This window comes from Sphingobium fontiphilum, assembly GCF_014196635.1.
Classification (GTDB): Bacteria; Pseudomonadota; Alphaproteobacteria; order Sphingomonadales; family Sphingomonadaceae; genus Sphingobium; species Sphingobium fontiphilum.
Genome location: NZ_JACIEB010000002.1, coordinates 419,618 through 445,094, shown reverse-complemented (window position 1 = coordinate 445,094; position 25,477 = coordinate 419,618). Strand labels below are relative to the sequence as shown.

Genomic DNA, 25,477 nt, shown 5'->3' with positions numbered 1-25,477 from the left:
AAATGGACCCTGAAACAAGGTCAGGGTGACGATGCTGGACAGGGTGGAGCCTGATGAGCGGCGCCGCCCCCGCATTCGACACGATCATGCCGCCGGTGCGCGGCAAGATGACGGCGCGCGCGCCGCTGGCGCCGCTGGTCTGGTTCAAGAGCGGGGGCGCGGCGCAATGGCTGTTCGAACCGGCCGATGCCGATGATCTGTCGGCGTTTCTGGCCGCGCTTGACCCAAGCGCGCCGGTGATGGCGCTGGGTCTGGGATCGAACATGATCGTGCGTGACGGCGGCGTGCCGGGCGTGGTCGTGCGGCTGGGCAAGCCTTTTGCGAAGGTCGAGGCGGTGGACGCCACCACCCTGCGCTGCGGCGGCGGGGCATCGGGCATCCTCGTTTCCTCCACGGCGCGCGACGCCGGGGTGGCGGGCCTCGAGTTTCTGCGCTCCATCCCCGGCACGGTCGGCGGCTTCGTGCGGATGAACGGCGGGGCCTATGGCCGCGAAACCTGCGACATATTGGTCGAATGCGATGTCATTCTGCGTTCGGGCGAGCAGGTGACGCTGCCGGCGGACGCGCTGGGCTACACCTATCGCCACAGCAGCCTGCCCGAAGGATCGGTGGTCGTGTCGGCGCTGTTTCGCGGCGAACCGGGCGAACCCGCCGCGATCCAGGCGGAAATGGACCGCATCGCCGCCGCGCGCGAGGAAAGCCAGCCGCTGCGCAGCAAGACGGGTGGATCGACCTTCAAGAACCCGGACGGGCACAGGGCCTGGCAACTTGTGGACGAGGCGGGCTGTCGCGGGCTGCAACTGGGCGGCGCGCAGGTAAGCGAGAAGCACACCAATTTCCTGCTCAACATCGACAATGCGACCAGCGCCGACATCGAGGCGCTGGGCGAAGAGGTGCGGCGGCGCGTGAAGGCGAAGAGTGGAATTGAACTCGAGTGGGAAATTCAACGGGTGGGCTTGAGCAAATGACCCGCGGTCCCTGGCATGTCGCCGTCCTGATGGGCGGCTGGTCGGCGGAGCGGCCGGTGTCGCTGTCTTCAGGCGAGGGCGTCGCCAAGGCGCTGGAATCGCGCGGGCACAAGGTCACGCGCATCGATATGGACCGCAATGTCGCCGCGCGGCTTGCCGAAGCGAAGGCTGACGTCGTGTTCAACGCGCTGCACGGCGTGCCGGGCGAGGATGGCACGGTGCAGGGGATGATGGACCTGATGGGCATCACCTACACCCATTCGGGCATGGCGACTTCGGTCATCGCCATCGACAAGCAACTGACCAAGCAGGCGCTGGTCCCCCATGGCATTCCCATGCCGGGCGGCCATATCGTGCAGAGCGAAAGCCTGTATGAAGCCGACCCGCTGCCGCGCCCCTATGTTCTGAAGCCCGTGAATGAAGGCAGCTCGGTCGGTGTCGCCATCGTCATGCCGGACGGCAATTACGGCAACCCCATCGCCCGCGATAGCGCAGGCCCGTGGCGGGATTTCCCCGAACTGCTCGCCGAACCCTATATCCGGGGCCGCGAACTGACGACCGCCGTGCTGGGCGATGAGGCGCTGCTGGTCACCGAATTGCGGCCGAAAAGCGGCTTTTACGATTTCGACGCCAAATATACCGACGGGATGACCGACCATATCTGTCCCGCCGACATCCCCGATGCAATCATGCAGGCGTGCAAGGATATTGCGCTGCGCGCCCATCGGCTGCTCGGTTGCCGGGGCGCTTCGCGGTCCGATTTCCGCTGGGATGACGAGCGCGGCATGGACGGACTGTTCCTGCTGGAGGTCAATACCCAGCCGGGGATGACCCCGCTCAGCCTGGTGCCGGAGCAGGCCAAGAAGCTGGGCATCGATTATGCCGAACTGGTCGAGCGCATTTGCGAGGAAGCGATCAGCCGGGGGCAGGGCGGTAGCGGGCAGGGCGGCAGGGGGCAGGGCGATGGCTGACACACGGATCAAACGGGGCAGCGCGGCGCGCCCGGCGGCGGCGCGGGGCAAGGCGCGGGCAAAGGCGACGGTCAGCAGCGGCCGGACGCTCAAGCGCCAGTCGCGGCTCGACCGCATTCTCGACATGTTGCCGGTGAGCGACACGACGCTTCAGAAAGTGGCGAGCTGGACGATCGTGGCCGTCGTTGCCGGCTTTCTGGGGTTGACCGCGATGTTCCTGGGCCTGCCCGGCATGGCCTGGCAACAGGCGGAAGCGCTGGCGTCGCGCGCGGGTTTCGAGGTCGGGAAGGTCGAGGTCCGCGGCGTCGAGCGGATGGACGAACTGCCCGTCTACAATATCGCGCTGGGGCAGGTGGACCGGTCCATGCTGGCGCTGGACCTGCCCAAGGTGCGGGGCGAGATGCTCAAGCTCGGCTGGGTGAAGGATGCGCGGATTTCCCGCCGCCTGCCCGACACGCTGGTGGTCGACATTGTCGAGCGCGAGCCGGTGGCGATCTGGCAGCATCAGGGCAGGCTGGCGCTGATCGACGTTTCGGGCGCGGTGTTGCAGGCGGTGTCGCCCAGCGCCATGCCCGACCTGCCGCTGGTTGTCGGCCCCAATGCGAACCGCCAGACGGCGGGACTCAACCGGTTGATGGATAATGCCCCGGCATTGAAGCCCATGCTGGCGGGCGCGACCTGGGTGGGCAATCGCCGCTGGGATCTGCGCTTCCAGTCTGGCGAAACGCTGTCCCTGCCCGAAGGGGACAAGGCGTCGGCGGGCGCTCTTGTCAATTTCGCGCGGATGGACGGGGTCAACCGGCTGCTGGGCCGGGGCATCGTGAAATTCGACATGCGCGATCCCGATCGTTTCGTCCTGCGGCTGCCCGAAAAGGAGGCGGTGAAGACAGGCGCGCCATCGGATGCGGCAAAGGTGGAACCATCGGGCGAGGAGGGCTGACATCATGCCGCAACCCAGAGTCGAAAAGCTGATCACCGCGATCGACATCGGATCGTGGAAGGTTTCCGCCATGATCGCGGGGCGCACGGATACCGGCGAACTGGCGATCCTGGGCACCGGGCAGCGCGAAAGCCGGGGCGTGCGGCGCGGCTTCATCGTCGACATGGAGCGCACCGAACTGGCCGTCCGCGAGACGGTGGAGCAGGCCGAACGGGTCGCGGGCACCAATATCGAGGATGTGTGGGTCAGCTTTTCGGGCGGCAGCCTGGTCAGCGACGTCGTCACGGTCGAGCGCGACATGGGCGGCGACCGGGTCGAACAGGCCGACATCGACGACCTGCTGGCGACCGGGCGGCAGGGGATCGACCCCGATGGCCGCATCGTCCTCCACGCCCAGCCGACCTGCTTCACCTTGAATAACAAGGTGAATGTGAAGAAGCCGCTGGGCATGCACGCCGATACGCTGAGCGTCGACATCCATGTCGTGCTGGCCGATGGCGCGCCGCTCGCCAATCTCGACCTGTGCGTCCGTGGCGCCTATCTGAACGTCAATTCCATCGTCGCCGCGCCGACCGCGACGGGCCTTGCCTGCCTGTCGGAAGAGGAACGCGACCTGGGCGTGGCCCTGATTGAACTGGGCGCGGGCGTCACCAATGTCTCGCTCTATGCGGGCGGGATGCTGGTGGGGCTGCACAGCATTCCCATCGGCGCGTCCGACATCACCGACGACATCGCGTCGGCCTTCGGCATTCGCCGCAGCCAGGCGGAGCGGATCAAATGCTTTTATGGTTCGGCGATGCAGAACCGCCGCGATTTCCGCGAGATGATCGAGATCGCGCCGGTCGGCGGGGCGGATACCGCGATGAGCCAGGCGGCGGGCCCCAATGCCGATGGTGGGCGCATCACCCGCGCGGCGCTGGTCGGGGTGATTTGCGAACGATTGAATCAGATCATGGCTGAAGTGAACGGCGTGCTGGCGGGCATGGGTTTCAATTCGCCCACCGGGCGGCAGGTGGTGTTGACCGGCGGCGGCGCGGAAATGAAGGGGATTGCCGATTATGCGCAGGGCGCGCTGGGCCGGGCGGTGCGCATCGGCCGCCCGCGCGGCTTGACCGCGCTGCCCGAAGCGCATAGCGGCCCGGCCTTTGCGACGCTGGCGGGATTGGCGCTTTATGGCGCATCCAACCCGGTTGATCTCCGCACCATGGCGCCCGCGCACCAGACGGTGCATCGTGTCGGCGCACCGATGTGGTGGCAACGGATGATGCGGGCGATCAGGGCCAATTATTGACCCGAAAGATCATGGAACGAAATTAACTGGTGAAATACACCAATATTTGCTGTTAACATTTGATGACGGTTCGCTTCGCCGCACAGGAAGCTGAAGGAGCAGAGTTTATGAGCATCGAGATCAGCCCGCCGCATGTGGACGAACTGAAGCCGCGCATCGCGGTGATCGGCGTCGGCGGGGCGGGCGGCAACGCCATCGCCAACATGATCGCGGCGAGCGTCGAAGGCGTGGATTTCATCGTCGCCAATACCGATGCCCAGGCGCTCAACAGCTCGCCCGCTGAACGGCGCATTCAGCTTGGGCCGCAGATCACCGAAGGGCTGGGCGCCGGTTCGCGCCCCGAAATCGGGAAGGCCGCGGCGGAAGAAACCATCGCGTCGGTCGAAAATGCGCTGGAAGGCGCGCATATGTGCTTCATCACCGCCGGCATGGGCGGCGGCACCGGCACGGGTGCGGCCCCCGTCATCGCCAAGGCGGCGCGTGATCGCGGCATATTGACCGTCGGCGTGGTGACCAAGCCCTTCACCTTCGAGGGTAATCGCCGCATGAAGTCGGCCGAGGCGGGGATCGAGGAGCTGCAAAAGCATGTCGATACCCTGATCGTCATCCCGAACCAGAATCTGTTCCTGATCGCCAACCCCAACACCACCTTCAAGGAAGCCTTCCAGATGGCTGACGAGGTGTTGCAGCAGGGCGTCCGGTCGATCACCGACCTGATGATCATGCCGGGCCTCATCAACCTCGACTTTGCCGACGTGCGATCGGTGATGGGCGAAATGGGCAAGGCGATGATGGGAACCGGCGAAGCCGAAGGCGACGGCCGTGCGCTCCAGGCGGCGGAAAAGGCGATCGCCAACCCGCTGCTGGACGGCGTGTCGATGCGCGGCGCGAAGGGCGTGATCGTGTCCATCGTCGGCGGCGAGGACATGCGCCTGATGGAGGTGGATGAGGCCGCCAACCATATTCGCGAACTGGTGGATCCGGACGCGAACATCATCTGGGGCAGCGCCTTCAACGATAATCTGAACGGCAAGATCCGCGTTTCGGTCGTCGCCACCGGCATCGACAGCGAAGTCGGCGTGGCCGCGCCCGCTTCGCAGCCGTTCAGCTTCGCCAACCGCCCGGCGGTGTCGGTTCCCGCCGCCGCTCCTGCGCCTGCCGCTGCCGCTCCGGTGGCGCCGCCCGCTCCGGTCGAAGAGCCGCTGGAACTGGACGTGCCCGCCGCACCTGCGGCGGCTGCGCCGGTCGAAGCGCCGCAGCCTGCGCCCATGGCGCCGTCGCGCCCGGCCGCCGTCTTTTCCGATGATGGCGACGATGAACTGGTGCTTGGCGCCGACAGCGCCGCGCCCGAACCCGCACCGATCGCCGCGCCTGCGCCGCGCGTCGCCACGGGTGGCGGCACGCTGTTCGAACGGATGGCGGGCCTGACGCGCGGCGTCGACAAGCCGGCCGACGCCGATGGCGCGCCCGGTGTCGAAATCCCGCGCTTCCTCAACCGTCAGAGCAACCAGTAATCCATTGGCCAGCGGGTCGTGCGGCATGATGCCGGTCGACCCGCTGGCCTTCTGCCATCGTTGCGGTCCCTTTACGATCAACGGATCGGAAAATGCGGCGACCTCTCGCATGGGCATTTCCGCCGGGGGGCAAAAGGCTCTAAGGCGTCGTGGTGACAAAAGCGCCTTTCTGGATTCTCGTCGCCGCGTTCGCCGGCGCCCCCGCCATGGCTCAATTCAGCCAGGCTGAACTGGTTCGCCCTGCCGAAGCGCAGGACTTGAACGGCCATCTCGCCCGCCTTGCCGCCAATCCGCGCGACGTGAACGCGCTGATCGGTGCGGGCGAAGCGGCGCTGGCGCTGGACGATCCGCAGGCGGCGGCCGGTTTCTTCGCCCGCGCCGATGCGATCGAAAGCGGCAACGGCCGGATCAAGGCCGGGCAGGGCCGGGTGATGCTGGCCATGCAGAACCCGGCGCAGGCGCTGACCCTGTTCGATCAGGCGTCGCGCATCGGCTATAACGCGGCCAATTTCGCGCCCTACCGCGCGCTGGCCCGCGACCTGACGGGGGATCAGGCGGGCGCGCAGGAGGATTATCGCACCGCGTTGAAGGCGACCCCGGACGACCCCGAACTGATCCGGCGCTATGCCGCGTCGCTGGGCATATCGGGGCAGGTCGACGCCGCCGAACAGGTGCTCAAGCCCCTGCTCTACAAGAGCGACCGGGCGGCCTGGCGCTATCGCGCCTTCATCCTGGCGATGAACAACCGTCAGGACGATGCGCGCAAGATCGCCGAGCAGACATTGCCCGCCCAACTGGCGACCGGCCTTGTCCCCTATTTGCAGAAGATGCCCTATCTGACCGGCGCGCAAAAGGCGGCGGCGGTGCATCTGGGGCATTTTCCAGCGCGGATCGGGACGCAGATCGCGGCGATCACCCCGACCACGGCCGCGCCATCGGCCAATGGCGCGCCAGCCCCGGCCACCAAGGTTGCCGAGACCGCGCCCGTGGCCCCGGAAACTGGTCCGATCCGTCGCGCGGGCGTCCGCCGTTCGTCCGGCGATGGATCGCCCCGCCGGGCGGGTGATCGCCGTCGTAAGCGCGATACGCAGTTGGCCGTCAACGATGCTCCTGCGATGCCCGTCGCTCCGGCCGAGCCGGAGCCGGTTCCGCCACCCCCTCCCGCGCCGCAGCCCACCATTCCGCTGCCGTCGGCCGCAACTGCCGTGGTACAGCCTCTGCCCGAAAAGCCTGCGCCGAAGCCGGTTGCCCCGCCTGAGGTCAAAATCGCGGCCAGGGACGCCGCGCCGGGACTGTCCGCCAATAGCGCGCCTGTGCCGGCGTCGACCCCCGCCTCCGCTGAGGCAAAGGCCGATCCGGCCAAGGTCGCGGTCGCGCCTGCGCCGCTTGAGCCCGAAACGGCTGCGCCCAAACCCTCTGTGGCGACGCTCACGCCGGGCTCGTCTGCGGTTCGTGCCCCTTCGCTGGCGCCTGCCGTGCAGGTCGCGATGGCGCCCCGCCGCGAGGTGGTGCCAGGGCCGCCTGCGCCGGTCGTGGAGAAACCTGCCCCTGCGACCGAAACGCCGGCGCCGCAGGCCGCATCCTCGCCAGCGCCTGCCCCTGTGGACGCGACATCGGCGGGGGCGGTCGAACCTGCGCCAGCAACGCCAGCGGACAGCGCCACCGCTGCGCCGCCGCCCGATCCCCAAGCGACGCGCACCCTGGCCGACATCATCCGCGCCATCGACGTGCCGGATTCGGAACTGCGCCATGATGTCGCGCCGGTGGATCTGACCGAGATCGAGAAGATCCAGGCCGCGCGCCGCGCCGCGCAGGAGGCCGCCGCCGAGAAAGCGAAGAAGGTCGCCGCCGCCAGGGCCAAGGCGGAAGCCGACGCCAGGGCGAAGGCGGAAGCCGCCGAGAAGAAGCGGCTGGCGGACAATCCGTCGCGCAACTGGGTCCAGGTCGGCGTCGGCCAGAGCCGGTCGGCGCTGGGCTTCACCATGAAGAAATTGCGCGCCCGCTATTCGGTTCTGGCGCCGCAGGATGCCTGGGCGGCGAGTTGGGGCCGGACCAATCGGCTGCTCGTCGGCCCCTTCGCCAGCTTCGCCCGCGCCAAGGCGGTCGAGGAAGAGCTGAAGGCCAAGGGCGCGGATGTCTTCGCCTGGCAGAGCAAGGCGGGCGAGGAAGTCGACCGGATCGGCAACTGATCCGAACGATGCTTTATTCCTTCCTCTTTGGGCGGTAGAGGCGGGGCGATGACGAGGCCCTTCCTTGCCCCCTATGCCTGCCACCCCGACCGGAGCCGGGGTCGCCAGCACCCGGAGCCGGGCGGCGAGACGCGCGGCCCGCGCGACATGTTCCAGCGCGACCGCGACCGCATCATCCATTCCATCGCCTTTCGCCGTTTGCGCCACAAGACGCAGGTTTTCGTCGCCCCCGATGGCGACCATTATCGCGTTCGCCTGACCCACAGCCTGGAGGTCGCGCAGATCGGCCGCACGGTCGCGCGCACGCTGGCGCTGAACGAGGATCTGACCGAGGCGCTGTGCCTGGCCCATGACATCGGCCATCCGCCCTTCGGCCATGCAGGCGAAGATGCGCTGGAGCAGGCCCTCGAAGCGCATGGCGGCTTTGACCATAACGCCCATACGTTGCGGACGTTGATGCTGCTCGAATGTCCCTATCCCCGCCATCCCGGCCTCAATCTGAGCTGGGACATGCTGGAGGGGCTGGCCAAGCATAATGGCCCGGTCATCCATCCCGGCTGGGCCATGCGCGAAGTCGACGCGCTCTTCCCGCTCGACCTGTCCACCCACGCCAGTCTGGAGGCGCAGGTCGCGGCCATCGCCGACGACATCGCCTATGACAATCACGACATCGACGACGGGCTGCGCGCGGGCCTGCTGACGCTCGATCAGTTGCTGACTGTGCCGCTGGTGGCGAAAAGCTGGGAACGGGTGCGAAGCCGCTATCCCGACCTGCCCGCCGACCGGTTGCTGCGCGAACTGGTGCGCGAACAGATCGGCCTGATGGTCATGGACCTGATCGACAACAGCCGGGCGGCCATCGCGGCGGCGGGTGTAGATCGCGCCGATGACGTTCGCCACGCCGGGCGGCCGTTGATCGGCTTTTCGCCGGGGATGGCGGCGATGGAGCGGGAACTAAAACGCTTCATGTATGCCTCGCTCTATCATCACCCCTCGCAACTGGCGGCCGCCGACCGGGCGCGGGTGGTGGTGACCGACCTTTTTAACGCCTATCAGGCCGACCCCAGGCTGATGCCGGTCGAATGGGCCGCCCAGTGCGGCGGAGCGGAGCCGGAGCGCAGCCGCCACATTGCTGACTTCATCGCCGGCATGACCGATCGTTATGCCCAGAACCGCCATGCCGAACTCTTTGCATCGAGCGATTGACGCGAGCCCGTGATTCTCGCATGGCGGTGACAGTCTCCGGCTTCGAGGATTCGGCGCCGGGCATGATGCGGGAGAGCATGGCGGGCCTTTCAGGCCGAACGCCGTCGCCGAAGGAGCAACCGCCCCGGAATCTCTCAGGCCAAAGGACCGCATCATGGGCAGGCGCTCTGGAAAGCGGACGGGCGCGCCCGTCCCACCGAAGGGGTAAGCCATGCGGTCGCAAGGCCGCTGGTCAAAGCTCTCAGGTTCCGTGACAGAGGGGGTGGCAAAGGGCATGGCGGCCGTTTCGGCCTCCATTCGTTTGTCGCCATTGACCCCCTACGGAAAGGCCGCCCGATGACCGTCAACGACGACGTCGCCACATTGGAAGAAGAACTGCCCCTGATGGCGCTGCCGCTCGACGGCTGGCACCGGGAAAAGGGCGCGCGGATGGTGGGCTTTGCCGGCTATCACATGCCGATCCAGTATGAAGGCATCATGGCCGAACATGGCTGGACCCGCGAACATGCCGGGCTGTTCGACGTCAGCCATATGGGCCAGATCGCCTTTTCGGGTGAGGGCGTGGACGCGGCGTTGGAGGCGCTTTTGCCCGCCGACATCAAGGGGCTGAAACCCTTTCGTCAGCGTTATTCGATGCTGATGGACGCCGATGGCGGCATCCTCGACGACCTGATGGTGTCGCGGCCGGGCGACGGCGCGTTCGACGGCGCGGCCATTTACATGGTGGTGAACGGCGCGACCAAATATGACGACATCGGCTGGATGATCGAACATCTGCCCGACGAAGTGACCATGAACCATATGGACGAGCAGGCGCTGCTCGCGCTGCAAGGGCCGGAGGCGGGCGAGGCGCTGGCCAGCCTGATCCCCGGTGCCGCCGATCTGTTCTTCATGCAATCGGGCCTGTTCGCCTGGCGCGGCGCGCCGTTGTGGATCAGCCGGTCGGGCTATACCGGCGAGGATGGCTTTGAAATCAGCGTGCCCGCCGACTCCGTGACGCTGCTGGCCGATGCGCTGTGCGCCCTGCCGCAGGTCAAACCTATCGGTCTTGGCGCGCGCGATTCGTTGCGACTGGAGGCGGGTTTGCCGCTTTATGGGCATGATCTGACCCCCGACGTCAGCGCCATCGGCGCTGACCTGGGTTTTGCCATCGGCAAGCGCCGCCGGGCGGAAGGCGGCTTTTTCGGTCATGGCCGGGTGATGCGGGAATTGAGCGAAGGCCCGGTGCAGCGCCGCGTCGGCCTGACCATCGAAGGGCGCCTGCCCGCGCGCGAAGGCGCGCCGGTGCTGGCGGGCGACAAGCAGGTCGGCACGGTGACGTCGGGCGGCTTTGCCCCGACCGTGGGCGCCCCCATCGCCATGGCGTGGATCGACAATGATCTGGCGACCGTTGGCACTGCGCTCGCCATCGAGGTGCGCGGCAAGCGGATTGCCGCAACGGTTGCGCCCATGCCGTTCGTGCCGCACCGTTATCGCAGGGCCAGGGCCTGATCTTTCTTTGAGGGGAGCACAAAGATGAGCCGTTATTTCACTGACGAACATGAATGGATCGATGTCGAAGGCGACATCGCCACCGTGGGCATTACCGATTATGCGCAGGAACAACTGGGCGACATCGTGTTCGTCGAACTGCCCGATGAAGGCGCGACCTTCGAAAAGGGCGACGACGCCGCCGTGGTCGAATCGGTCAAGGCCGCGTCGGACGTCTACGCCCCGATTGCGGGCGAAGTCGTCGAAACCAACGGCGCGCTGGAGGATGAACCCGCGCTCGTCAACAGCGACCCCGAAGAGGATGGCTGGTTCTTCAAGCTGCGCATCGCCGATGCCGAGGAACTCAAGGGCCTGATGAACGAGGCCGCCTACAAGACGTTCGTGGCCAGCCTGTGAGAAACCCATAATAGCCCCTCCCCTTCAGGGGAGGGGTTGGGTTGGGGCTTCTCTTCCGGGCACCGCCCCACCCCCGGCCCCTCCCCTGAAGGGGAGGGGAGAAGGAGTCAGAATGCGCTACCTACCCCTTACCGACACCGACCGGCAGGAGATGCTGTCCGTCATCGGCGCCGAGACGATCGACGACCTGTTCATCGACGTGCCCGCCGAAGCCCGCCTGAGCGGCACCATCGCCGGCCTGCCCGATCATGCCAGCGAACTGGCGGTCGAGCGCCATATGGGCGCACTCGCTCGCAAGAATCTGTCGGCAGGGGAAGCGCCCTTCTTCCTGGGCGCCGGCGCCTACAAGCATCATGTGCCCGCCAGCGTCGATCATCTGATCCAGCGCGGCGAGTTCCTGACCGCCTACACGCCCTATCAGCCGGAAATCGCGCAGGGCACGCTGCAGGTGCTGTTCGAGTTCCAGACGCAGGTTGCGCGCCTGCTGGGCTGCGACGTCGCCAATGCGTCCATGTATGACGGGTCGACCGCCTGCTGGGAAGCGATCGGCATGGCGCGGCGCATCACCAGGCGCGGCAAGGCGCTGTTGTCGTCGGGCCTGCATCCCCATTATGTCTCGGTCGCGCAGACCATGGCGAAATTCACCGGCGACGCGCTGGTGCATCACGCGCCGACGCTGGACGCCGCGACCGACATCGACGCGCTGATCGCGGGTATCGACGAGGATACGTCCTGCGTCGTCGTGCAATATCCCGACATCCTCGGGCGCATAGCCGACCTGACGCCGCTCGCCGACGCCGCCCATGCGGCGGGCGCGCTGCTGGTCGCGGTGGTGACGGAGCCGGTGGCGCTGGGCGCGATAAAGGCGCCGGGCCATATGGGCGCGGACATCGTGGTGGGCGAAGGCCAGTCGATCGGAGTCGGCCTCCAGTTCGGCGGGCCCTATCTCGGTCTGTTCGCCTGCAAACAGAAATATGTCCGCCAGATGCCGGGCCGCCTGTGCGGCGAGACGGTGGACGCGGCGGGCAAGCGCGGTTTCGTGCTGACGCTGTCGACGCGCGAACAGCATATCCGCCGCGAGAAGGCGACCTCGAACATCTGCACCAATTCGGGCCTGTGCGCGCTGGCGTTCAGCATTCACATGACTTTGCTGGGCGAGAAGGGCCTGCGGGAACTGGCGACCCTCAACCATGCGATGGCCTGTCAGGCGGCCGACCGTCTGGCGAAGGTGCCGGGCGTCACGCTGCTCAACGACAGCTTCTTCAACGAATTCACGCTGGTCCTGTCGAAGGACGCGCGCGAGGTCGTCCGCAATCTGGCCGACAGGGGCGTGCTGGCGGGCGTGTCGCTGGGCCGTCTGTTCCCGGATGCGTCGCAGATCGGTCATGGTCTGGTGGTCGCTGTCACCGAAACCGTGACGCCCGAGGATATTGAAGCGCTGGCCGCCGCGCTGGAGGAGGAACTGGCATGACCATGTTGAAGGAAGGCCGCCCGACCGCGCCCCAGGCCGTCGCCACCGGCCATATGCTGCCCGCGACCGCCACGGGCAACCGCGCGCTGATGCTGGAGGAAGCGCTGATTTTCGAGATTGGCTCCACAGACACGACCGGTGTAGACTTTGCCGACGCGCCGCAGGTGGCGAGCCGCCTCGGCAGCCTCACCCGAACCGACGCCATCGGCCTGCCCGGCCTTTCGGAACAGGAAACGGTGCGCCATTATACCCGCCTGTCGCGGCAGAATTACGCCATTGACCTTGGCCTCTTTCCGCTGGGCAGTTGCACGATGAAGCATAACCCGCGCCTGAATGAAAAGGTCGCGCGGATGCCCGGTTTTGCCGACATCCATCCCTTGCAGCCGCAGTCCACGGTGCAGGGCGCGCTGGCCGTTATCCATGAACTGGCCCGGTGGCTGGTGACGCTGACCGGGATGCATTCTGTCGCCATGTCGCCCAAGGCGGGCGCCCATGGCGAATTGTGCGGGCTGCTGGCGATCCGCGCCGCGCTGGAAGCGCGTGGCGACGCGCGCAGCGTGGTCCTGGTCCCCGAAAGCGCGCATGGCACCAACCCTGCCACGGCGGCCTTTTGTGGCTACAAGGTGGAGGATATTCCCGCGACCCCCGACGGCCGCGTTGATCTGGAGGCGCTCAAAGCGCGGCTGGGGGCTGATGTAGCGGCGGTGATGATCACCAACCCCAATACCTGCGGCCTGTTCGAACGCGACATGAAGGTGATTTCGGACGCGGTTCACGCCGCCGGCGCCTTCGTCTATTGCGACGGCGCGAACTTCAACGCCATTGTCGGCCGGGTCCGCCCCGGCGATCTGGGCGTCGACGCGATGCACATCAACCTGCACAAGACTTTCTCCACGCCCCATGGCGGCGGCGGCCCCGGTTCCGGGCCGGTGGTGTTGTCGGCGGCGCTCGCGCCCTTCGCGCCCTTGCCCTTCGTCGAAAAGCAGGACGACCAGTTCATACTGGTGGAGGAGGAAACGGCGCAGGATCATCACGGCCAGACCTTCGGCCGTATGGTCGCCTTCCACGGCCAGATGGGCATGTTCACCCGCGCGCTGACCTATATCCTCAGCCACGGCGCGGACGGCCTGCGCCAGGTGGCGGGCGATGCGGTGCTGAACGCCAACTATATCCTGCGCAGCCTGGAAGACGTGCTCGACGCGCCCTTCGGCGGCAGCGGCCCGTGCATGCATGAGGCGCTGTTCAGCGACAAGGGCCTGGCCGAAGGCTTCACCACGCTCGACATCGCCAAGGGGCTGATCGACGAGGGTTTTCACCCGATGACCATGTATTTCCCGCTGGTCGTCCATGGCGCGATGCTGGTCGAACCGACCGAGACGGAGAGCAAGGTCGCGCTCGACCAGTTCATCATGGCGCTGCGCAGCCTGGCCGAACGCGCAAAGGCGGGTGACGAGGCGCTCAAGGGCGCGCCCTATCACGCGCCGCGCCGCCGCCTCGACGAAACGCTGGCCGCGCGCAAGCCGGTGCTGAGCTGGACCGATCCGGCGCTGGCGGTCGCGGCCGAATGACGGCAAGGGTTCCCGGCGAGGCGGCGGCGGCGCAGGGGCGCGACGCCCGCCGCCATGCCCCCGCCACGGCGCGGAACCGCGATGCGATATTGGCGGTGCTCCTGGAGGTTCTGCCGCCCTCCGGCCTTGTGCTGGAGGTGGCGAGCGGCAGCGGCGAACATGTCGTCCATTTCGCGCAGGCGCTGCCCTTGCTCGCATGGCAGCCGACCGATCCCGATCCGGCGGCGATCGCTTCTGTTGCGGCGTGGGCGGGCCACGCAAAACGGGCCAATATTCGTGCGCCATTGACGCTGGACGCAGCTTCGCCCGACTGGCCCGTGCAGGCAGCCGATGCGATAATGTGCATCAACATGACGCATATCAGCCCATGGGCCGCGACGGTCGGGCTGTTCACGCAAGGCGCAAGGCTCCTGCCAAAGGGCGCGCCGCTGATCCTTTACGGACCCTATTTTCGGGAAGGTTGCGAGCCCGCGCCCAGCAACCTGGCCTTTGACGAGAGTCTGCGCGCGCGCAATGCGGAATGGGGCATTCGCTGGCTGGAGGATGTGAGCGAACTGGCGCAAGGGCAGGGCTTTGCGCTCGAAGCGGTTCACGAAATGCCCGCCAACAATCTGACGCTGGTTTATCGGCGGGGCTGAGCCCGCAGCCTGAAAAAAATCAGCCTGGCCGTGCGCGACCAGGCTGTCGAGGCTTCCATCCCGTCCCGCGGGGAGTGCGCCCCCGCGGGAAGGCTCGTGAAGCGGCGCGGATGGGCCGCTAAACTGTCAAGCGGCGGCGAACTGGTTCATGGTGTTGTGGGCGCCGCCCGCCTTCAGCGCGGCTTCGCCGGCGAAATATTCCTTGTGATCGTCGCCAATATCCGAACCGGCCATGTTCTGGTGCTTGACGCAGGCGATGCCCTGGCGGATTTCCTGGCGCTGCACGCCCTTGACATAGCCCAGCATGCCCTGTTCGCCGAAATATTCCCTGGCGAGGTTGTCGGTGCTCAGCGCGGCCGTGTGATAGGTCGGCAGGGTGATGAGGTGGTGGAAGATGCCGGCCTGCGCCGCCGCGTCCCGCTGGAAGGTGCGGATGCGTTCGTCGGCTTCGATCGCGAGGTCGGTGGCGTCATAATCGACGCTCATCAGACGGGCGCGATCATAGGCGGAAACATCCTTGCCCGCTTCGGCCCAGGCGTCGAACACCTGTTGACGGAAGTTCAGCGTCCAGTTGAAGCTGGGCGAGTTGTTGTAGACCAGCTTGGCGTTGGGGATGACTTCGCGGATGCGGCTGACCATCCCGCCGATCTGGCCGATATGCGGCTTTTCGGTTTCGATCCACAGCAGGTCGGCGCCGTTCTGCAGCGCGGTGATGCAGTCTAGGACGCAGCGGTCCTCGCCCGTGCCGGCGCGGAACTGGAAAAGGTTGCTGGGCAGGCGTTTGGGCTTCACCAGTTGCCCGTTGCGGGTGATGATGACGTCGCCATGGCCCAGATTGGCCGCATCGACCGGTTCGCAGTCGAGGAAACTGTTATACTGGTCGCCAATGTCGCCCGCTTCACGCACATAGGCGATCTGCTTGGTGAGGCCAGCGCCCAGGCTGTCGGTGCGCGCCACGATGACGCCGTCGTCGACGCCCAGTTCGAGAAAGGCGTACCGGATCGCGCGGATCTTCGCCAGAAAGTCCTCATGCGGAACAGTGACCTTGCCGTCCTGGTGGCCGCACTGTTTTTCGTCGGAAACCTGATTTTCGATCTGAATGCAGCAGGCGCCCGCTTCGATAAACTTCCTGGCGAGCAGATAGGTCGCTTCGGCATTGCCGAAGCCCGCGTCGATGTCGGCGACGATGGGGACGACATGGGTTTCGTGATTGTCGATGGCGTGCTGGATCTTGGCGGCCCTGATTTCGTCACCGGCTTCGCGGGCGGCGTCGAGGTCGCGGAACATCATGCCCAGTTCGCGGGCGTCGGCCTGACGCAGAAAGGTGTAGAGTTCTTCGATCAGCGCGGGAACGCTGGTCTTTTCATGCATCGACTGGTCGGGCAGGGGGCCGAATTCGCTGCGCAGCGCGGCGACCATCCAGCCGGACAGATACAGGTAGCGGCCCTTGGTGGTGCCGAAATGCTTCTTGATCGAAATGAGCTTCTGCTGACCGATGAAACCGTGCCAGCAGCCCAGCGACTGGGTGTAGTTGGCCGGATCGGCATCATAGGCGGCCATGTCGGCGCGCATGATCTTCGCGGTGTAGCGCGCGATGTCGAGGCCGGTGTGGAAACGGTTCTGGAGGCGCATGCGCGCAACCGATTCCGGGGCGATGCCGTCCCATGCGCTCTGGCCGCTGATCAGTGCATCGGCGGTCGCGATTTCCTGCTGGTAGGTCATGTGTCGATCCTTGGTGGCTTTGAAGGGGATGGGTGCGCCCTAAACCCCGATTGTGCATTGCGGCAGGGTGCGTGAAGTTCAGTTGTCGATCTTTACAAAAATCTGGTGTAAAGTTGTAAAGGCAACACAAAGGGAGTCGCGCCATGGCCAAGGACCGGCCGGTTTATATGGGGCCAAGGCTGCGCCGGTTGCGCCGCGAACTGGGCCTGACACAGGCGGATATGGCGTCCGACCTGGAGATTTCGGCCAGCTATGTCGCGTTGCTGGAGCGCAACCAGCGGCCGTTGACCGCCGACATGCTGTTGCGGCTGGCGCGCACATACAAGATGGACATGAGCGAACTGGCCGGGGATGGCGGCGCGGAGCAGACGGCGCGGTTGCAGGCGGTTCTGAAAGACCCGATGTTTGCGGATATCGACCTGCCGCAACTGGCGACGGGGGATGTGGCGGTCAACTATCCGGGCGTGACCGAGGCGCTCATTCGCCTGCACACCGCCTATCGCGAGGAGCAGCTGGCGCTGGCCGACAAGGATGCGCAGGGCGGGCAGAATGAAGAACCGGGCGATGCCGCCGATCCGGTCGCCGAGTCGCGTCGCTTCATCGCTGCGAGGCGCAACAGCTTCCCAACGCTGGACGATGCCGCCGAACGGCTGGCGGCGCAGGTCGAGGAGACGGGCGGTTTCGCCGGATGGCTGCGCGCGCGGCATAATCTGCGCGTTCGCCGCCTGCCAACCGATGTCATGGCCGGTTCCATGCGGCGGCTGGACCGGCACCGCGACGCCGTGCTGCTGGACGATGCGCTGGACGGGGCGAGCACCCAGTTTCAGCTGGCCCTGCAAATCGCCTATCTGGAGATGCGCAAGGATGTCGACGCCATATTGAAGGACGGCCAATTCGCCAGCGAAAGCGGGCGGCGGCTGACCCGGCGGGCGCTGGCCAGCTATGGCGCGGCGGCGATATTGATGCCCTATACCCCCTTTGCCAGGGCGGTGGAGGCGCGCCGTTATGATGTCGAGGCGCTGGCCCGGCAGTTCGGCACGAGTTTTGAGCAGACCGCTCATCGGCTGACCACGCTACAAAAACCGGGGCAGGAACGGGTGCCGTTTTTCTTCCTGCGGGTCGATCCGGCGGGCAATGTGTCCAAGCGGCTGGACGGCGCGGGCTTTCCCTTTGCCCGCCATGGCGGGTCATGCCCGCTCTGGTCGGTGCATCGCGCTTTTGAACGGCCGCGCGAGGTGATTACCCAATGGCTGGAATTGCCCGACGGACAGCGTTTCTTTTCGATCGCGCGCACGGTGACGGCGGGCGGCGGCGGTTGGGGGGCCTCGCGCGTGGAGCGGGCGATTGCGTTGTGCTGCGCGGCGGAGCATGCCGACCGGCTGATCTACACCCAGGGGCAGCCGCCCGTCGAGCCGACGCCCATCGGCGTCACCTGTCGCCTGTGCCATCGCGGCCGGTGCATGGCCCGGTCGGCCCCGCCCATCGGGCGCGACATGCTGCCCGACGATTATCGCCGCAGCCACGCGCCCTTCGGGTTCAGTGATGGCTAGGATCAGGCCGGGAGGGCGGGCGCTCCGCCGGCATAGGCGGCCTCGTCCAATATCCCCTCTCGTTTGGCGACGATGGTGGCGACCAGCACCTGGCCCGCGACATTCACCGCCGTGCGGCCCATGTCGAGGATCGGGTCGATGGCGAGCAGCAGTCCCGCGCCCTCCATCGGCAGGCCAAGGGTCGACAGGGTGAGCGTCAGCATCACCACCGCGCCGGTCAAGCCAGCCGTCGCCGCCGATCCGATGACCGATACGAAGGCGATCAGCGCATAGTCCGCGATCCCCAGCGGAATGCCATAGAAGCCCGCGACGAAGATTGCGGCGATGGCGGGGTAGATCGACGCGCAGCCGTCCATCTTGGTGGTGGAGGCAAGCGGGATGGCGAAGGCGGCATAGGCGCGGTCGACGCCCATGCGCTCCGTCACCGTTTCGGTCATCGGCAGCGTGCCGACCGAGGAGCGGGAGACGAAACCAAGCTGGATGGCGGGCCATGCCTTGGCGAAGAAGGGCAGGGGCTTGAGGCCATGGAGCAGCAGCAGCGCGGGATAGACGCCCAAAAGCACGATGGCGAGACCTAGATAAACGGCGGCGGTGAAGCCGCCCAGTTGCGCCAGCGCTCCCCAGCCATAGGTGGCGATGGCCGTGCCAATCAGCGCCGCCGAACCGATGGGCGTCAGGCGGATGATCCAGCCGAGCAGCGCGCGGACGACGGCCAGCATGGAGCGGACGAAGGCGAGGAAGGGTTCGGCCCGTTCCCCGACCTTGATCGTGGCGAGACCGACGGCGATGGAAATGACCAGCAATTGCAGGATGTTGAAGGACAGGCTGGTGGTGGCGACGCCGGTGTCGGCGGCGATCTTTGTGCTGGCCGACAGGGCCAGGGCATTGGCGGGCACGAGCCCCTTGAGAAAATCGAGCCAGCCGCCGAAGGATGTCGGCTCCTCCACCGGGATCGCTGCGCCCGACAGGCCGACGCCCGGCTGCGCGACGATGCCGATGGCGAGGCCGATGACGACCGCGATCAGCGCGGTGATGGCGAACCACAGCAGGGTCTGCCCCGCCAGCCGCGCGGCATTGTCGAGCGCGCGCAGATTGGCGATGCTGGCGACGATGGCCAGGAACACCAGCGGCGCGACAATGGCCTTCAGCAGCGAGACGAAGATGGCGCCGACCGTCTTGAGCGTCGTCGCCAGCATGTTGAGTTCGCCATCTGGCCCCGCGCCGATGGACCGGGCGAGCAGACCGAGCGCCAGTCCGGCGACCATGCCGACGAGAACCTGAAAACCGAAATTGCGATAGGGGATGGTCATGGGATGATCCGCCGCTGGTTTGGATCGACTATATCGTGAACTTGAAACATCATTGCGCGATAGGCTTTCTTGCGCCCCTGCAAGCGCCGATAGCGGCGGCGGCGAAATGGCGCATTGGCGAGGGGCTGCGACCATGCCAGAAGCGGGCGATGTTCCAATGGATCGGAGTTGCCCCTCGATGACCTTCAAGCGCGTGTTGGCTGGCGCCGTCGCTGCCCTGGCCCTGTGCCCTGCGCTGGCCAATGCCGCGCCCGACCCGGCATTGGGGAAGGATGTGCTGATGCGCTCCATCGCCTTTCGCACGGTCGAGGGTGGGGGGCAGGTGCCTGCGCTGGCGGCCTATTATGCGTCGGTTTTGAAGGCCGCCGGTTTCGCCGATGCCGACATCGTCATCACGCCGATGGAGGGGACGGCGACATTTGCCGCGACGATTCCGGGCAGCGACCCTTCGCTCAGGCCGCTGCTGATGCTGGGCCATATGGATGTGGTGGAGGCGAAGCGCGAGGACTGGACCCGCGATCCCTTCGTCCCGGTCGAGGAAAATGGCTATATTTTCGGGCGCGGGTCGGAAGACAACAAATATGACGTCGCCATGATGGTGACGGTGCTCGCGGGCCTGAAAAAGGACGGGTGGAAGCCGCGCCGGACGGTGAAGCTGCTGCTGTCGGGGGATGAGGAAACCGCGATGCGCACGACCCGCGCGCTGGCGGCGCAGTATAAGGAGGCCGAACTGGCGCTGAATGGCGATGGCGGCGGCGGCCTGCTGGGCGAGGATGGCGCGCCGGTGCTCTACCTGCTCCAGGCGGGCGAGAAGACCTATGCCGATTTCGACATCGCCTTCACCGATCCGGGTGGCCATAGCAGCGCGCCGACGGCGACCAATCCGCTGTATCGCCTAGCCAAAGCCATCGACCGCATCGCCGATTACGAGTTTGCGCCGATGATCAACGAACTGACCCGCGCGTCGCTGACGCTGACGGCGCAGCGGATCGGCGGGGAGGCGGGCGAGGCGATGCGCCGCTATGTCGCGACGCAGGACAAGGATGCCGCCGCGCTGCTGTCCACCTATCCCGAATTTGTCGGGCAGATCCGCACGACGTGCGTCGCGACGATGGCGCAGGCGGGCCATGCGCTCAACGCCCTGCCGCAAAGCGCGCGGGCGCAGGTCAATTGTCGCATCTTCCCCGGCGTCGCCATCGACGCGGTGAAGGCGGAACTGACCCGGATCGTCGCCGATCCGACCGCCGCCATCACCCAGGTCGGCGACGCGACCGCCAGTGACGCCTCACCCCTGCGCCGCGACGTGACGAGCGCGGTGGAGGCGGCGGTGCGGGCGCGCTTCCCCGGCCTGTCGGTGACCCCGTCCATGTCGGCGGGGGCGACCGACAGCCTCTATTTCCGGGCGCTGGGCGTGCCCAGCTATGGCGTGTCCACCCTGTTCACCAAGGCGAGCGACGGTTTTGCCCATGGCCTGAACGAGCGCGTGCCCGCCGGTGGCATCGCGGCGTCGCAACGGCAGTGGGAGGCCATGCTGAAGGCGCTCGCCAAATAAGCAGGGCTTATCAATCAGGCGGCAAAACCGGCTGTTGCCGGAAGGGCTTCCCGACTATGCCGTGCCTGCCAGAACCGGGAGAAAAGCCATGGCCTATACGCTGATTACCGCGAACCGGAATTATTCGAGCTGGTCGCTGCGGCCATGGGTTTTGATGACCGTGCTGGGCATTCCCTTTGTCGACAGGATCGAGCCTTTTGCCGCGCCGGTCAATTATGACGCCTTCCGATCCTTCTCCCCCACCGGGCAGGTGCCCGCGCTGATCGACGGTGAGCGGACGGTGTGGGATTCGCTGGGCATCGGCCTGTACCTCGCTGACCGGCATCAGGGGGTGTGGCCGCTGGGCGAGGCGCAGCGCGCCTATGCGCAGTGCGCCACGGCGGAAATGCATTCTGGCTTCTCGACGCTGCGTAACGATTGCACCATGAATGTCGGTGTTCGCGTCGAGCCGCATGAGCATTCGCCCGCCCTGCGTCGCGACATCGCGCGGCTGGCGGAATTGTGGGGGCAGGGGCTGGACGGCTTTGGCGGGCCGTTCCTGGCCGGGCCGGAATTCTCGCTGGTCGACGCCTTCTTTGCTCCCGTGGCTTTTCGTGTGCGGACCTATCGGCTGGATGTCGGCCCGGCGGGAACGGCCTGGGTCGAGCATATGCTGGCGCTGCCCGCGATGCGCGAATGGGAAAGGCAGGCGCTGGCCGAAACCTGGCGGGAAGACAGCCATGAGGCCGAGATCGGTGCGGCGGGCCGCATCATCGCCGATTATCGCGCGGTCTGAGCCTTGGCGGGCTGTTTCCGCTGTTCCGCCACGAAATCGCTGATCGCCTGCCCGCTGGCGTTGAGCAGCGGGAAGGTGCGCGAGGTTGCCAGCCATTCGGGCCGGGCTGCGCCGCTGCCATAAAGCGTGTCGTAAACCAGCGTGAAGGCGAGGAAGAGCAGGGTCGCGCCGATCAGCCCCTTGACCGCGCCGAAGCCGCCGCCCAGCACCCGGTCGATCGGCCCCAGCACCGATTGGCGGGTCCGCTGGCCAATGGCGCGGGCGATGAGCTTGCCCGCCGTGAAGGTGACGCCGAAGACCAGCGCCAGCGCCAGGATCGCCGCGCCGCCCGCCGTCCCGACAAAGGGGGTCAGCAGGTCCGCGACCGATGCGTGGAACAGCCGCACGGCGAAAATCCCCGCCACCCAGGCGATGAGCGAAAGCGTTTCGGTGACGAAGCCGCGCAGCAGGCCGAAAATGGCGCCGCCGCCGATCAGCAGCAGCAGCACGAAGATGTCGAGCGCGGTCATGCCCCGTGCGCTATCCGCGACCGAGCATCTGGTCAACCAGCGCCGCCAAAGTCCGGTATCCCGACAGCGAAATCCCTTTCACCCCGTCGCTGACGGCGGCGGGCACGAAGGCGCGGCCAAAGCCGAGCTTCGCCGATTCGCGCAGGCGCAGCGGCGCGTGGGCGACCGGGCGGATCTCGCCCGACAGGGCGACTTCGCCGAACAGCACGACATCGGCGGGCAAGGGCCGCTCCGACAGCGCGGAAATGAGCGCCGCTGCGACGGCAAGGTCGGCGGCCGGGTCCGACAGGCGGTATCCGCCCGCGACGTTCAGATAGACTTCGCAGGTCGAGAAACTCAGCCCGCAGCGCGCCTCCAGCACGGCCAGGATCATTGCCAGCCGCCCGTTGTCCCACCCGACCACCGCGCGTCGGGGGGTCGCCCCGCTCGCCAGCCGCACGACCAGCGCCTGGATTTCGACCAGCACCGGCCGCGTGCCCTCCAGCGCGGGAAACACGGTGGCGCCCGTCACATTCTCGTCGCGATGGGTGAGGAACAGGGCGGAGGGGTTGGCGACTTCCTCCAGCCCCTCGGCCACCATCGAAAAGACGCCGATTTCGTCGGTGCCGCCAAAGCGGTTCTTGATCGCGCGCAGGATGCGATATTGGTGGCTGCGTTCCCCTTCGAAACTCAGCACCGTGTCGACCATATGTTCGAGCACGCGGGGCCCCGCGATGCTGCCATCCTTGGTCACATGGCCGACGAGCACCAGCGCGGTGCCGCGCTGCTTGGCGAAACGCACCAGTTCCTGGGCGCAGGCGCGCACCTGGCTGACCGTGCCCGGCGCCCCCTCAATGAGGTCGCTGTGCATCGTCTGGATGGAATCGATGACCAGCAAGGCGGGCGGCGGGCCTTCGCCCAGCGTTGTCAATATGTCGCGCACCGACGTGGCGCTGGCCAGTTGCACCGGCGCATTGCCGAGGCCCAGCCGCCGGGCGCGCAGGCGCACCTGATCGGCGGCTTCCTCTCCGCTGATATAGGCGACGCTCCGGCCACGCTGCGCCACCTGCGCCGACGCCTGAAGCAGTAGGGTCGATTTGCCGATGCCCGGATCGCCGCCGATCAGCGTCGCCGACCCGGCGACCAGACCGCCGCCCAGCGCCCGGTCGAATTCGGCGATGCCGGTGCTTGTTCGGTCGGGCAGGGTGACGGTGCTGTCGACCGCGGTCAGGGTGATGGCGCGGCCGCCGCCCTGAAGATCATGTCTGGCGGAAAAGGTGGTTTCGCCCGCTTCCTCGACAATGCTGTTCCATGCGCCGCAATCCTCGCATTGGCCCTGCCACCGGCTGGAGACCGATCCACAGTCCTGACAGACGAATTTGCGCTTTGCCTTGGCCATGTTGCCGTCATAAAGGAACATAGAGGGAACGCAAGGGGGCTGATGACAGCGCCCCCGCTGTCATAATTCCCACGCATTCCCGTCATCCCCACTGCATCGACCTGTCACCGCCCTGACGTTCCGTAGCGTTAATGGATAGACCCGGATCGGAAGGGCGTTGGGGGCGCTGGTTGCAGGCGTTCGCCCTTCTCGTAAGGGAGGGTCCAATGTTGAACCGCAAGCGTCTGGCGGCGCTGGCTCTGGGGGCGGTTGCGCTCGCCGGATTTTCGCCCGCCATTTCCGATACGATACCGCAGCCAGTGCGCTTTGCCGCCGCGCCAAGCCGCCTGCCCGCCGGGCAACTGGCGGTGTTGACCTACAATGTGAACGGCCTGCCTTTTCCAGCCGCATTCGACCGGCCAAGGGCGCTGGCCGCGATCGGCGATTCGCTGGCGCGGATGCGCGCGAACGGCACCGCGCCGCAAGTGGTCGTGTTGCAGGAAGCGTTTACTCCCGAAGCGCGCGCCATCGCCGCGCGGGCGGGCTATCGCTATGCCGCCTTCGGCCCGGAGAGCGGCGACGCTCAGCCTGAACTGGCCGGATTTTCGCCCGATCGCTCGTTCTGGAAGGGGGAGGCTTTCGGCCCCGCCATGTCATCGGGCCTTGTGCTGCTGTCCGATTACAGACTGAGCGCCGTCCGCCACACGCCCTTCCCGCGCGGTGCGTGCGCGGGATATGACTGCCTGGCCAACAAGGGCATATTGGCCGCGCGGGTCGATGTGCCCGGCGTGTCCGCGCCCGTGCAGGTGGTCGCCACCCACCTCAACAGCGGCAATCCGTCCGGCCAGCCCGAAGCGGTCAACCGCGTCGCCTATGCCCGTCAGATCGACGCGCTGGCCGATTTCACCGACCGGCCGGACTATCAGCGCACCGTCAGCATCTATGCCGGCGATTTCAACATGGGCCATTCGCCCGCGCGGCTCGAACTGCTGATGGGCTATATCCGCCACAAGAAGGCGAAGGTGGCGACCGCCATGGGGCGCGACAAATATGCGCCGCTGTGCCGCGAGACGCCGGACGAGTGCGACGGGCCGGCGGCGATTCCCGCCAATGTGCCGCTGCGCCACGCCAATGACTGGCAATTTTTCTCCGCGCCTGCGGGCGTGCATCTGGACGTCGTCGGGCGCGAAGTGATGTTCAAGCCGGGGCAGGGCAAAAAGCCGCTATCCGACCATATGGGGTTGAAGGTCGTCTACCGCTTTCAATGACATAGGGGAAAGGATGCACTGGAATCCGCGCGGCGGCTGGCGCATGGATGGGGGATGCCCAAGCCCCGGATTCGCGTCGCCAGCTATAATATGCGCAAGGCCATCGGCACCGACCGCCGCCGCATGCCCGAAAGGATATTGGAGGTGCTGGCGGAGGTCGACGCCGACGTCGTGGCCTTGCAGGAGGCGGACCGCCGTTTCGGCGTACGTTCCGCCGCCATCCCGCCCTGGCTGATGGAGGCGAAAAGCGATTATCGGCCGGTGCCGCTGAATATCCAGCTCGATTCCATGGGGTGGCATGGCAACGCCATATTGGTGCGCAAGGATGTCGAGATCGACGCCTTTGACGTCATTCACCTCCCCTGTCTGGAGCCGCGCGGCGCGACCATGGCGCAGGTGCGGGTGAAGGGCGTCGCCATGCGCGCATTCGGGATGCACCTTGATTTGTCGGGCCTGTGGCGGCGGCGACAGGCGGCGGCCATCGTCCATGCGGCGGCGCAGGGCGAAGCGATGCCGACCGTGCTGATGGGCGACCTCAACGAATGGAGCGCGCAGCGCGGCTGTCTGGCCGATTTTGCCCGCCATTACCGCTTTGCGGCCTGTGGGCGCAGTTTCCATGCGCGGCGACCGGTCGCGCGGCTCGACCGCATCATGCATTGCGCCCGGCTGACCCTGATCGACAGCGGTGTGCATGAAAGCGCCGCCGCCCGGCGCGCGTCGGACCATCTGCCGGTATGGGCGGACTTTGCCACCGCCTGATCCCGCTCGACAATCGCGCCGGCCTCTGCGAC

At 66.7% G+C, this 25,477-nt stretch carries 21 protein-coding genes and 1 riboswitch; of the genes, 17 read left to right on the top strand and 4 right to left on the bottom strand.

Annotated features, from left to right (window positions below):
• Positions 1–53: 53 nt before the first annotated feature.
• The 12 genes from murB (at position 54) to GGR44_RS06410 (ending at position 14,643) form a co-directional block, all read left to right on the top strand.
• Positions 54–968, top strand: coding sequence for a UDP-N-acetylmuramate dehydrogenase (gene murB / locus GGR44_RS06465; protein ID WP_183954661.1), 915 nt, complete (start codon positions 54–56; stop codon positions 966–968).
• Complete coding sequence (locus GGR44_RS06460) at positions 965–1,939, top strand: D-alanine--D-alanine ligase (RefSeq protein ID WP_183954659.1); 975 nt, start codon at positions 965–967, stop codon at positions 1,937–1,939. The genes murB and GGR44_RS06460 overlap by 4 nt, the downstream gene beginning before the upstream one ends.
• Positions 1,932–2,879 (top strand): cell division protein FtsQ/DivIB, encoded by a 948-nt coding sequence (locus tag GGR44_RS06455; protein WP_183954657.1) that lies wholly within the window; start codon positions 1,932–1,934, stop codon positions 2,877–2,879. Before GGR44_RS06460 ends, GGR44_RS06455 begins: the two co-directional genes overlap by 8 nt.
• A gap of 4 nt (positions 2,880–2,883) precedes the next feature.
• Entirely contained in the window at positions 2,884–4,170 is a 1,287-nt protein-coding gene (gene ftsA, locus GGR44_RS06450; protein ID WP_183954655.1) for a cell division protein FtsA, read from the top strand.
• A 107-nt stretch (positions 4,171–4,277) separates the two neighbouring features.
• Positions 4,278–5,684 (top strand): cell division protein FtsZ, encoded by a 1,407-nt coding sequence (gene ftsZ / locus GGR44_RS06445; protein ID WP_183954653.1) that lies wholly within the window; start codon positions 4,278–4,280, stop codon positions 5,682–5,684.
• 206 nt (positions 5,685–5,890) lie between these two features.
• Positions 5,891–7,873, top strand: a complete 1,983-nt coding sequence (locus tag GGR44_RS06440; protein WP_183954651.1) for an SPOR domain-containing protein — start codon at positions 5,891–5,893, stop codon at positions 7,871–7,873.
• A 48-nt stretch (positions 7,874–7,921) separates the two neighbouring features.
• The gene (locus tag GGR44_RS06435) at positions 7,922–9,079 is read left to right on the top strand and encodes a deoxyguanosinetriphosphate triphosphohydrolase (RefSeq protein ID WP_183954649.1); all 1,158 of its coding nucleotides are present in this window, start codon (positions 7,922–7,924) and stop codon (positions 9,077–9,079) included.
• A gap of 58 nt (positions 9,080–9,137) precedes the next feature.
• Positions 9,138–9,239: riboswitch (glycine riboswitch) on the top strand.
• 176 nt (positions 9,240–9,415) lie between these two features.
• Complete coding sequence (gcvT, locus tag GGR44_RS06430; protein ID WP_183954647.1) at positions 9,416–10,570, top strand: glycine cleavage system aminomethyltransferase GcvT; 1,155 nt, start codon at positions 9,416–9,418, stop codon at positions 10,568–10,570.
• 24 nt (positions 10,571–10,594) lie between these two features.
• Positions 10,595–10,966 (top strand): glycine cleavage system protein GcvH, encoded by a 372-nt coding sequence (gcvH, locus tag GGR44_RS06425; protein WP_183954645.1) that lies wholly within the window; start codon positions 10,595–10,597, stop codon positions 10,964–10,966.
• Positions 10,967–11,078: 112 nt separating this feature from the next.
• Positions 11,079–12,437 carry an aminomethyl-transferring glycine dehydrogenase subunit GcvPA gene (gene gcvPA, locus GGR44_RS06420; protein WP_183954644.1) on the top strand — a complete coding sequence of 453 codons (1,359 nt, stop codon included), beginning with the start codon at positions 11,079–11,081 and terminating at the stop codon, positions 12,435–12,437.
• On the top strand, positions 12,434–14,005 hold the full coding sequence (gene gcvPB / locus GGR44_RS06415) for an aminomethyl-transferring glycine dehydrogenase subunit GcvPB (protein ID WP_183954643.1): 1,572 nt from the start codon (positions 12,434–12,436) through the stop codon (positions 14,003–14,005). The genes gcvPA and gcvPB overlap by 4 nt, the downstream gene beginning before the upstream one ends.
• Complete coding sequence (locus GGR44_RS06410) at positions 14,002–14,643, top strand: DUF938 domain-containing protein (RefSeq protein WP_183954641.1); 642 nt, start codon at positions 14,002–14,004, stop codon at positions 14,641–14,643. The genes gcvPB and GGR44_RS06410 overlap by 4 nt, the downstream gene beginning before the upstream one ends.
• A gap of 126 nt (positions 14,644–14,769) precedes the next feature.
• Here the strand turns inward: GGR44_RS06410 and GGR44_RS06405 are convergent, their stop codons facing one another.
• The gene (locus GGR44_RS06405) at positions 14,770–16,365 is read right to left on the bottom strand and encodes an isocitrate lyase (RefSeq protein WP_183954639.1); all 1,596 of its coding nucleotides are present in this window, start codon (positions 16,363–16,365) and stop codon (positions 14,770–14,772) included.
• 143 nt (positions 16,366–16,508) lie between these two features.
• Between GGR44_RS06405 and GGR44_RS06400 the strand changes: the two genes are divergently transcribed.
• Entirely contained in the window at positions 16,509–17,915 is a 1,407-nt protein-coding gene (locus tag GGR44_RS06400) for a helix-turn-helix domain-containing protein (RefSeq protein ID WP_183954637.1), read from the top strand.
• 2 nt (positions 17,916–17,917) lie between these two features.
• On the opposite strand, the gene GGR44_RS06395 is transcribed toward GGR44_RS06400, so the two are convergent.
• The gene (locus GGR44_RS06395; protein ID WP_183954635.1) at positions 17,918–19,225 is read right to left on the bottom strand and encodes a dicarboxylate/amino acid:cation symporter; all 1,308 of its coding nucleotides are present in this window, start codon (positions 19,223–19,225) and stop codon (positions 17,918–17,920) included.
• A 178-nt stretch (positions 19,226–19,403) separates the two neighbouring features.
• Between GGR44_RS06395 and GGR44_RS06390 the strand changes: the two genes are divergently transcribed.
• Positions 19,404–20,777 carry a M20/M25/M40 family metallo-hydrolase gene (locus GGR44_RS06390; protein ID WP_183954633.1) on the top strand — a complete coding sequence of 458 codons (1,374 nt, stop codon included), beginning with the start codon at positions 19,404–19,406 and terminating at the stop codon, positions 20,775–20,777.
• Between the two features lie 88 nt (positions 20,778–20,865).
• Positions 20,866–21,552 carry a glutathione S-transferase family protein gene (locus GGR44_RS06385; protein ID WP_183954631.1) on the top strand — a complete coding sequence of 229 codons (687 nt, stop codon included), beginning with the start codon at positions 20,866–20,868 and terminating at the stop codon, positions 21,550–21,552.
• On the opposite strand, the gene GGR44_RS06380 is transcribed toward GGR44_RS06385, so the two are convergent.
• Together GGR44_RS06380 and radA are read right to left on the bottom strand one after the other, a co-directional pair.
• Entirely contained in the window at positions 21,537–22,061 is a 525-nt protein-coding gene (locus GGR44_RS06380) for a CvpA family protein (RefSeq protein ID WP_183954629.1), read from the bottom strand. The genes GGR44_RS06385 and GGR44_RS06380 overlap by 16 nt on opposite strands.
• A 10-nt stretch (positions 22,062–22,071) precedes the next feature.
• Positions 22,072–23,439: a DNA repair protein RadA gene (gene radA / locus GGR44_RS06375; RefSeq protein ID WP_183954869.1), complete on the bottom strand. Its 1,368-nt coding sequence runs from the start codon at positions 23,437–23,439 to the stop codon at positions 22,072–22,074.
• Between the two features lie 206 nt (positions 23,440–23,645).
• Here radA and GGR44_RS06370 point away from each other — a divergent pair, with 206 nt between their 5' ends.
• Positions 23,646–24,686, top strand: a complete 1,041-nt coding sequence (locus GGR44_RS06370; protein ID WP_183954627.1) for an endonuclease/exonuclease/phosphatase family protein — start codon at positions 23,646–23,648, stop codon at positions 24,684–24,686.
• Between the two features lie 54 nt (positions 24,687–24,740).
• Positions 24,741–25,445, top strand: coding sequence for an endonuclease/exonuclease/phosphatase family protein (locus GGR44_RS06365; RefSeq protein WP_183954625.1), 705 nt, complete (start codon positions 24,741–24,743; stop codon positions 25,443–25,445).
• Positions 25,446–25,477: the final 32 nt, after the last annotated feature.

What these genes read in the sequence shown, in the direction of transcription:
- ftsA (WP_183954655.1), top strand. Translation starts at nt 2,884, where the DNA reads ATGCCGCAACCCAGAGTCGAAAAGCTGATCACCGCGATCGACATCGGA.
- GGR44_RS06440 (WP_183954651.1), top strand. Translation starts at nt 5,891, where the DNA reads ATGGCTCAATTCAGCCAGGCTGAACTGGTTCGCCCTGCCGAAGCGCAG.
- ftsZ (WP_183954653.1), top strand. Translation starts at nt 4,278, where the DNA reads ATGAGCATCGAGATCAGCCCGCCGCATGTGGACGAACTGAAGCCGCGC.
- GGR44_RS06385 (WP_183954631.1), top strand. Translation starts at nt 20,866, where the DNA reads ATGGCCTATACGCTGATTACCGCGAACCGGAATTATTCGAGCTGGTCG.
- gcvPB (WP_183954643.1), top strand. Translation starts at nt 12,434, where the DNA reads ATGACCATGTTGAAGGAAGGCCGCCCGACCGCGCCCCAGGCCGTCGCC.
- radA (WP_183954869.1), bottom strand. Translation starts at nt 23,439, where the DNA reads ATGGCCAAGGCAAAGCGCAAATTCGTCTGTCAGGACTGTGGATCGGTC.
- GGR44_RS06390 (WP_183954633.1), top strand. Translation starts at nt 19,404, where the DNA reads ATGACCTTCAAGCGCGTGTTGGCTGGCGCCGTCGCTGCCCTGGCCCTG.
- gcvPA (WP_183954644.1), top strand. Translation starts at nt 11,079, where the DNA reads ATGCGCTACCTACCCCTTACCGACACCGACCGGCAGGAGATGCTGTCC.
- gcvH (WP_183954645.1), top strand. Translation starts at nt 10,595, where the DNA reads ATGAGCCGTTATTTCACTGACGAACATGAATGGATCGATGTCGAAGGC.
- GGR44_RS06410 (WP_183954641.1), top strand. Translation starts at nt 14,002, where the DNA reads ATGACGGCAAGGGTTCCCGGCGAGGCGGCGGCGGCGCAGGGGCGCGAC.
- murB (WP_183954661.1), top strand. Translation starts at nt 54, where the DNA reads ATGAGCGGCGCCGCCCCCGCATTCGACACGATCATGCCGCCGGTGCGC.
- GGR44_RS06455 (WP_183954657.1), top strand. Translation starts at nt 1,932, where the DNA reads ATGGCTGACACACGGATCAAACGGGGCAGCGCGGCGCGCCCGGCGGCG.
- gcvT (WP_183954647.1), top strand. Translation starts at nt 9,416, where the DNA reads ATGACCGTCAACGACGACGTCGCCACATTGGAAGAAGAACTGCCCCTG.
- GGR44_RS06380 (WP_183954629.1), bottom strand. Translation starts at nt 22,061, where the DNA reads ATGACCGCGCTCGACATCTTCGTGCTGCTGCTGCTGATCGGCGGCGGC.
- GGR44_RS06405 (WP_183954639.1), bottom strand. Translation starts at nt 16,365, where the DNA reads ATGACCTACCAGCAGGAAATCGCGACCGCCGATGCACTGATCAGCGGC.
- GGR44_RS06435 (WP_183954649.1), top strand. Translation starts at nt 7,922, where the DNA reads ATGACGAGGCCCTTCCTTGCCCCCTATGCCTGCCACCCCGACCGGAGC.
- GGR44_RS06460 (WP_183954659.1), top strand. Translation starts at nt 965, where the DNA reads ATGACCCGCGGTCCCTGGCATGTCGCCGTCCTGATGGGCGGCTGGTCG.
- GGR44_RS06370 (WP_183954627.1), top strand. Translation starts at nt 23,646, where the DNA reads ATGTTGAACCGCAAGCGTCTGGCGGCGCTGGCTCTGGGGGCGGTTGCG.
- GGR44_RS06365 (WP_183954625.1), top strand. Translation starts at nt 24,741, where the DNA reads ATGCCCAAGCCCCGGATTCGCGTCGCCAGCTATAATATGCGCAAGGCC.
- GGR44_RS06395 (WP_183954635.1), bottom strand. Translation starts at nt 19,225, where the DNA reads ATGACCATCCCCTATCGCAATTTCGGTTTTCAGGTTCTCGTCGGCATG.
- GGR44_RS06400 (WP_183954637.1), top strand. Translation starts at nt 16,509, where the DNA reads ATGGCCAAGGACCGGCCGGTTTATATGGGGCCAAGGCTGCGCCGGTTG.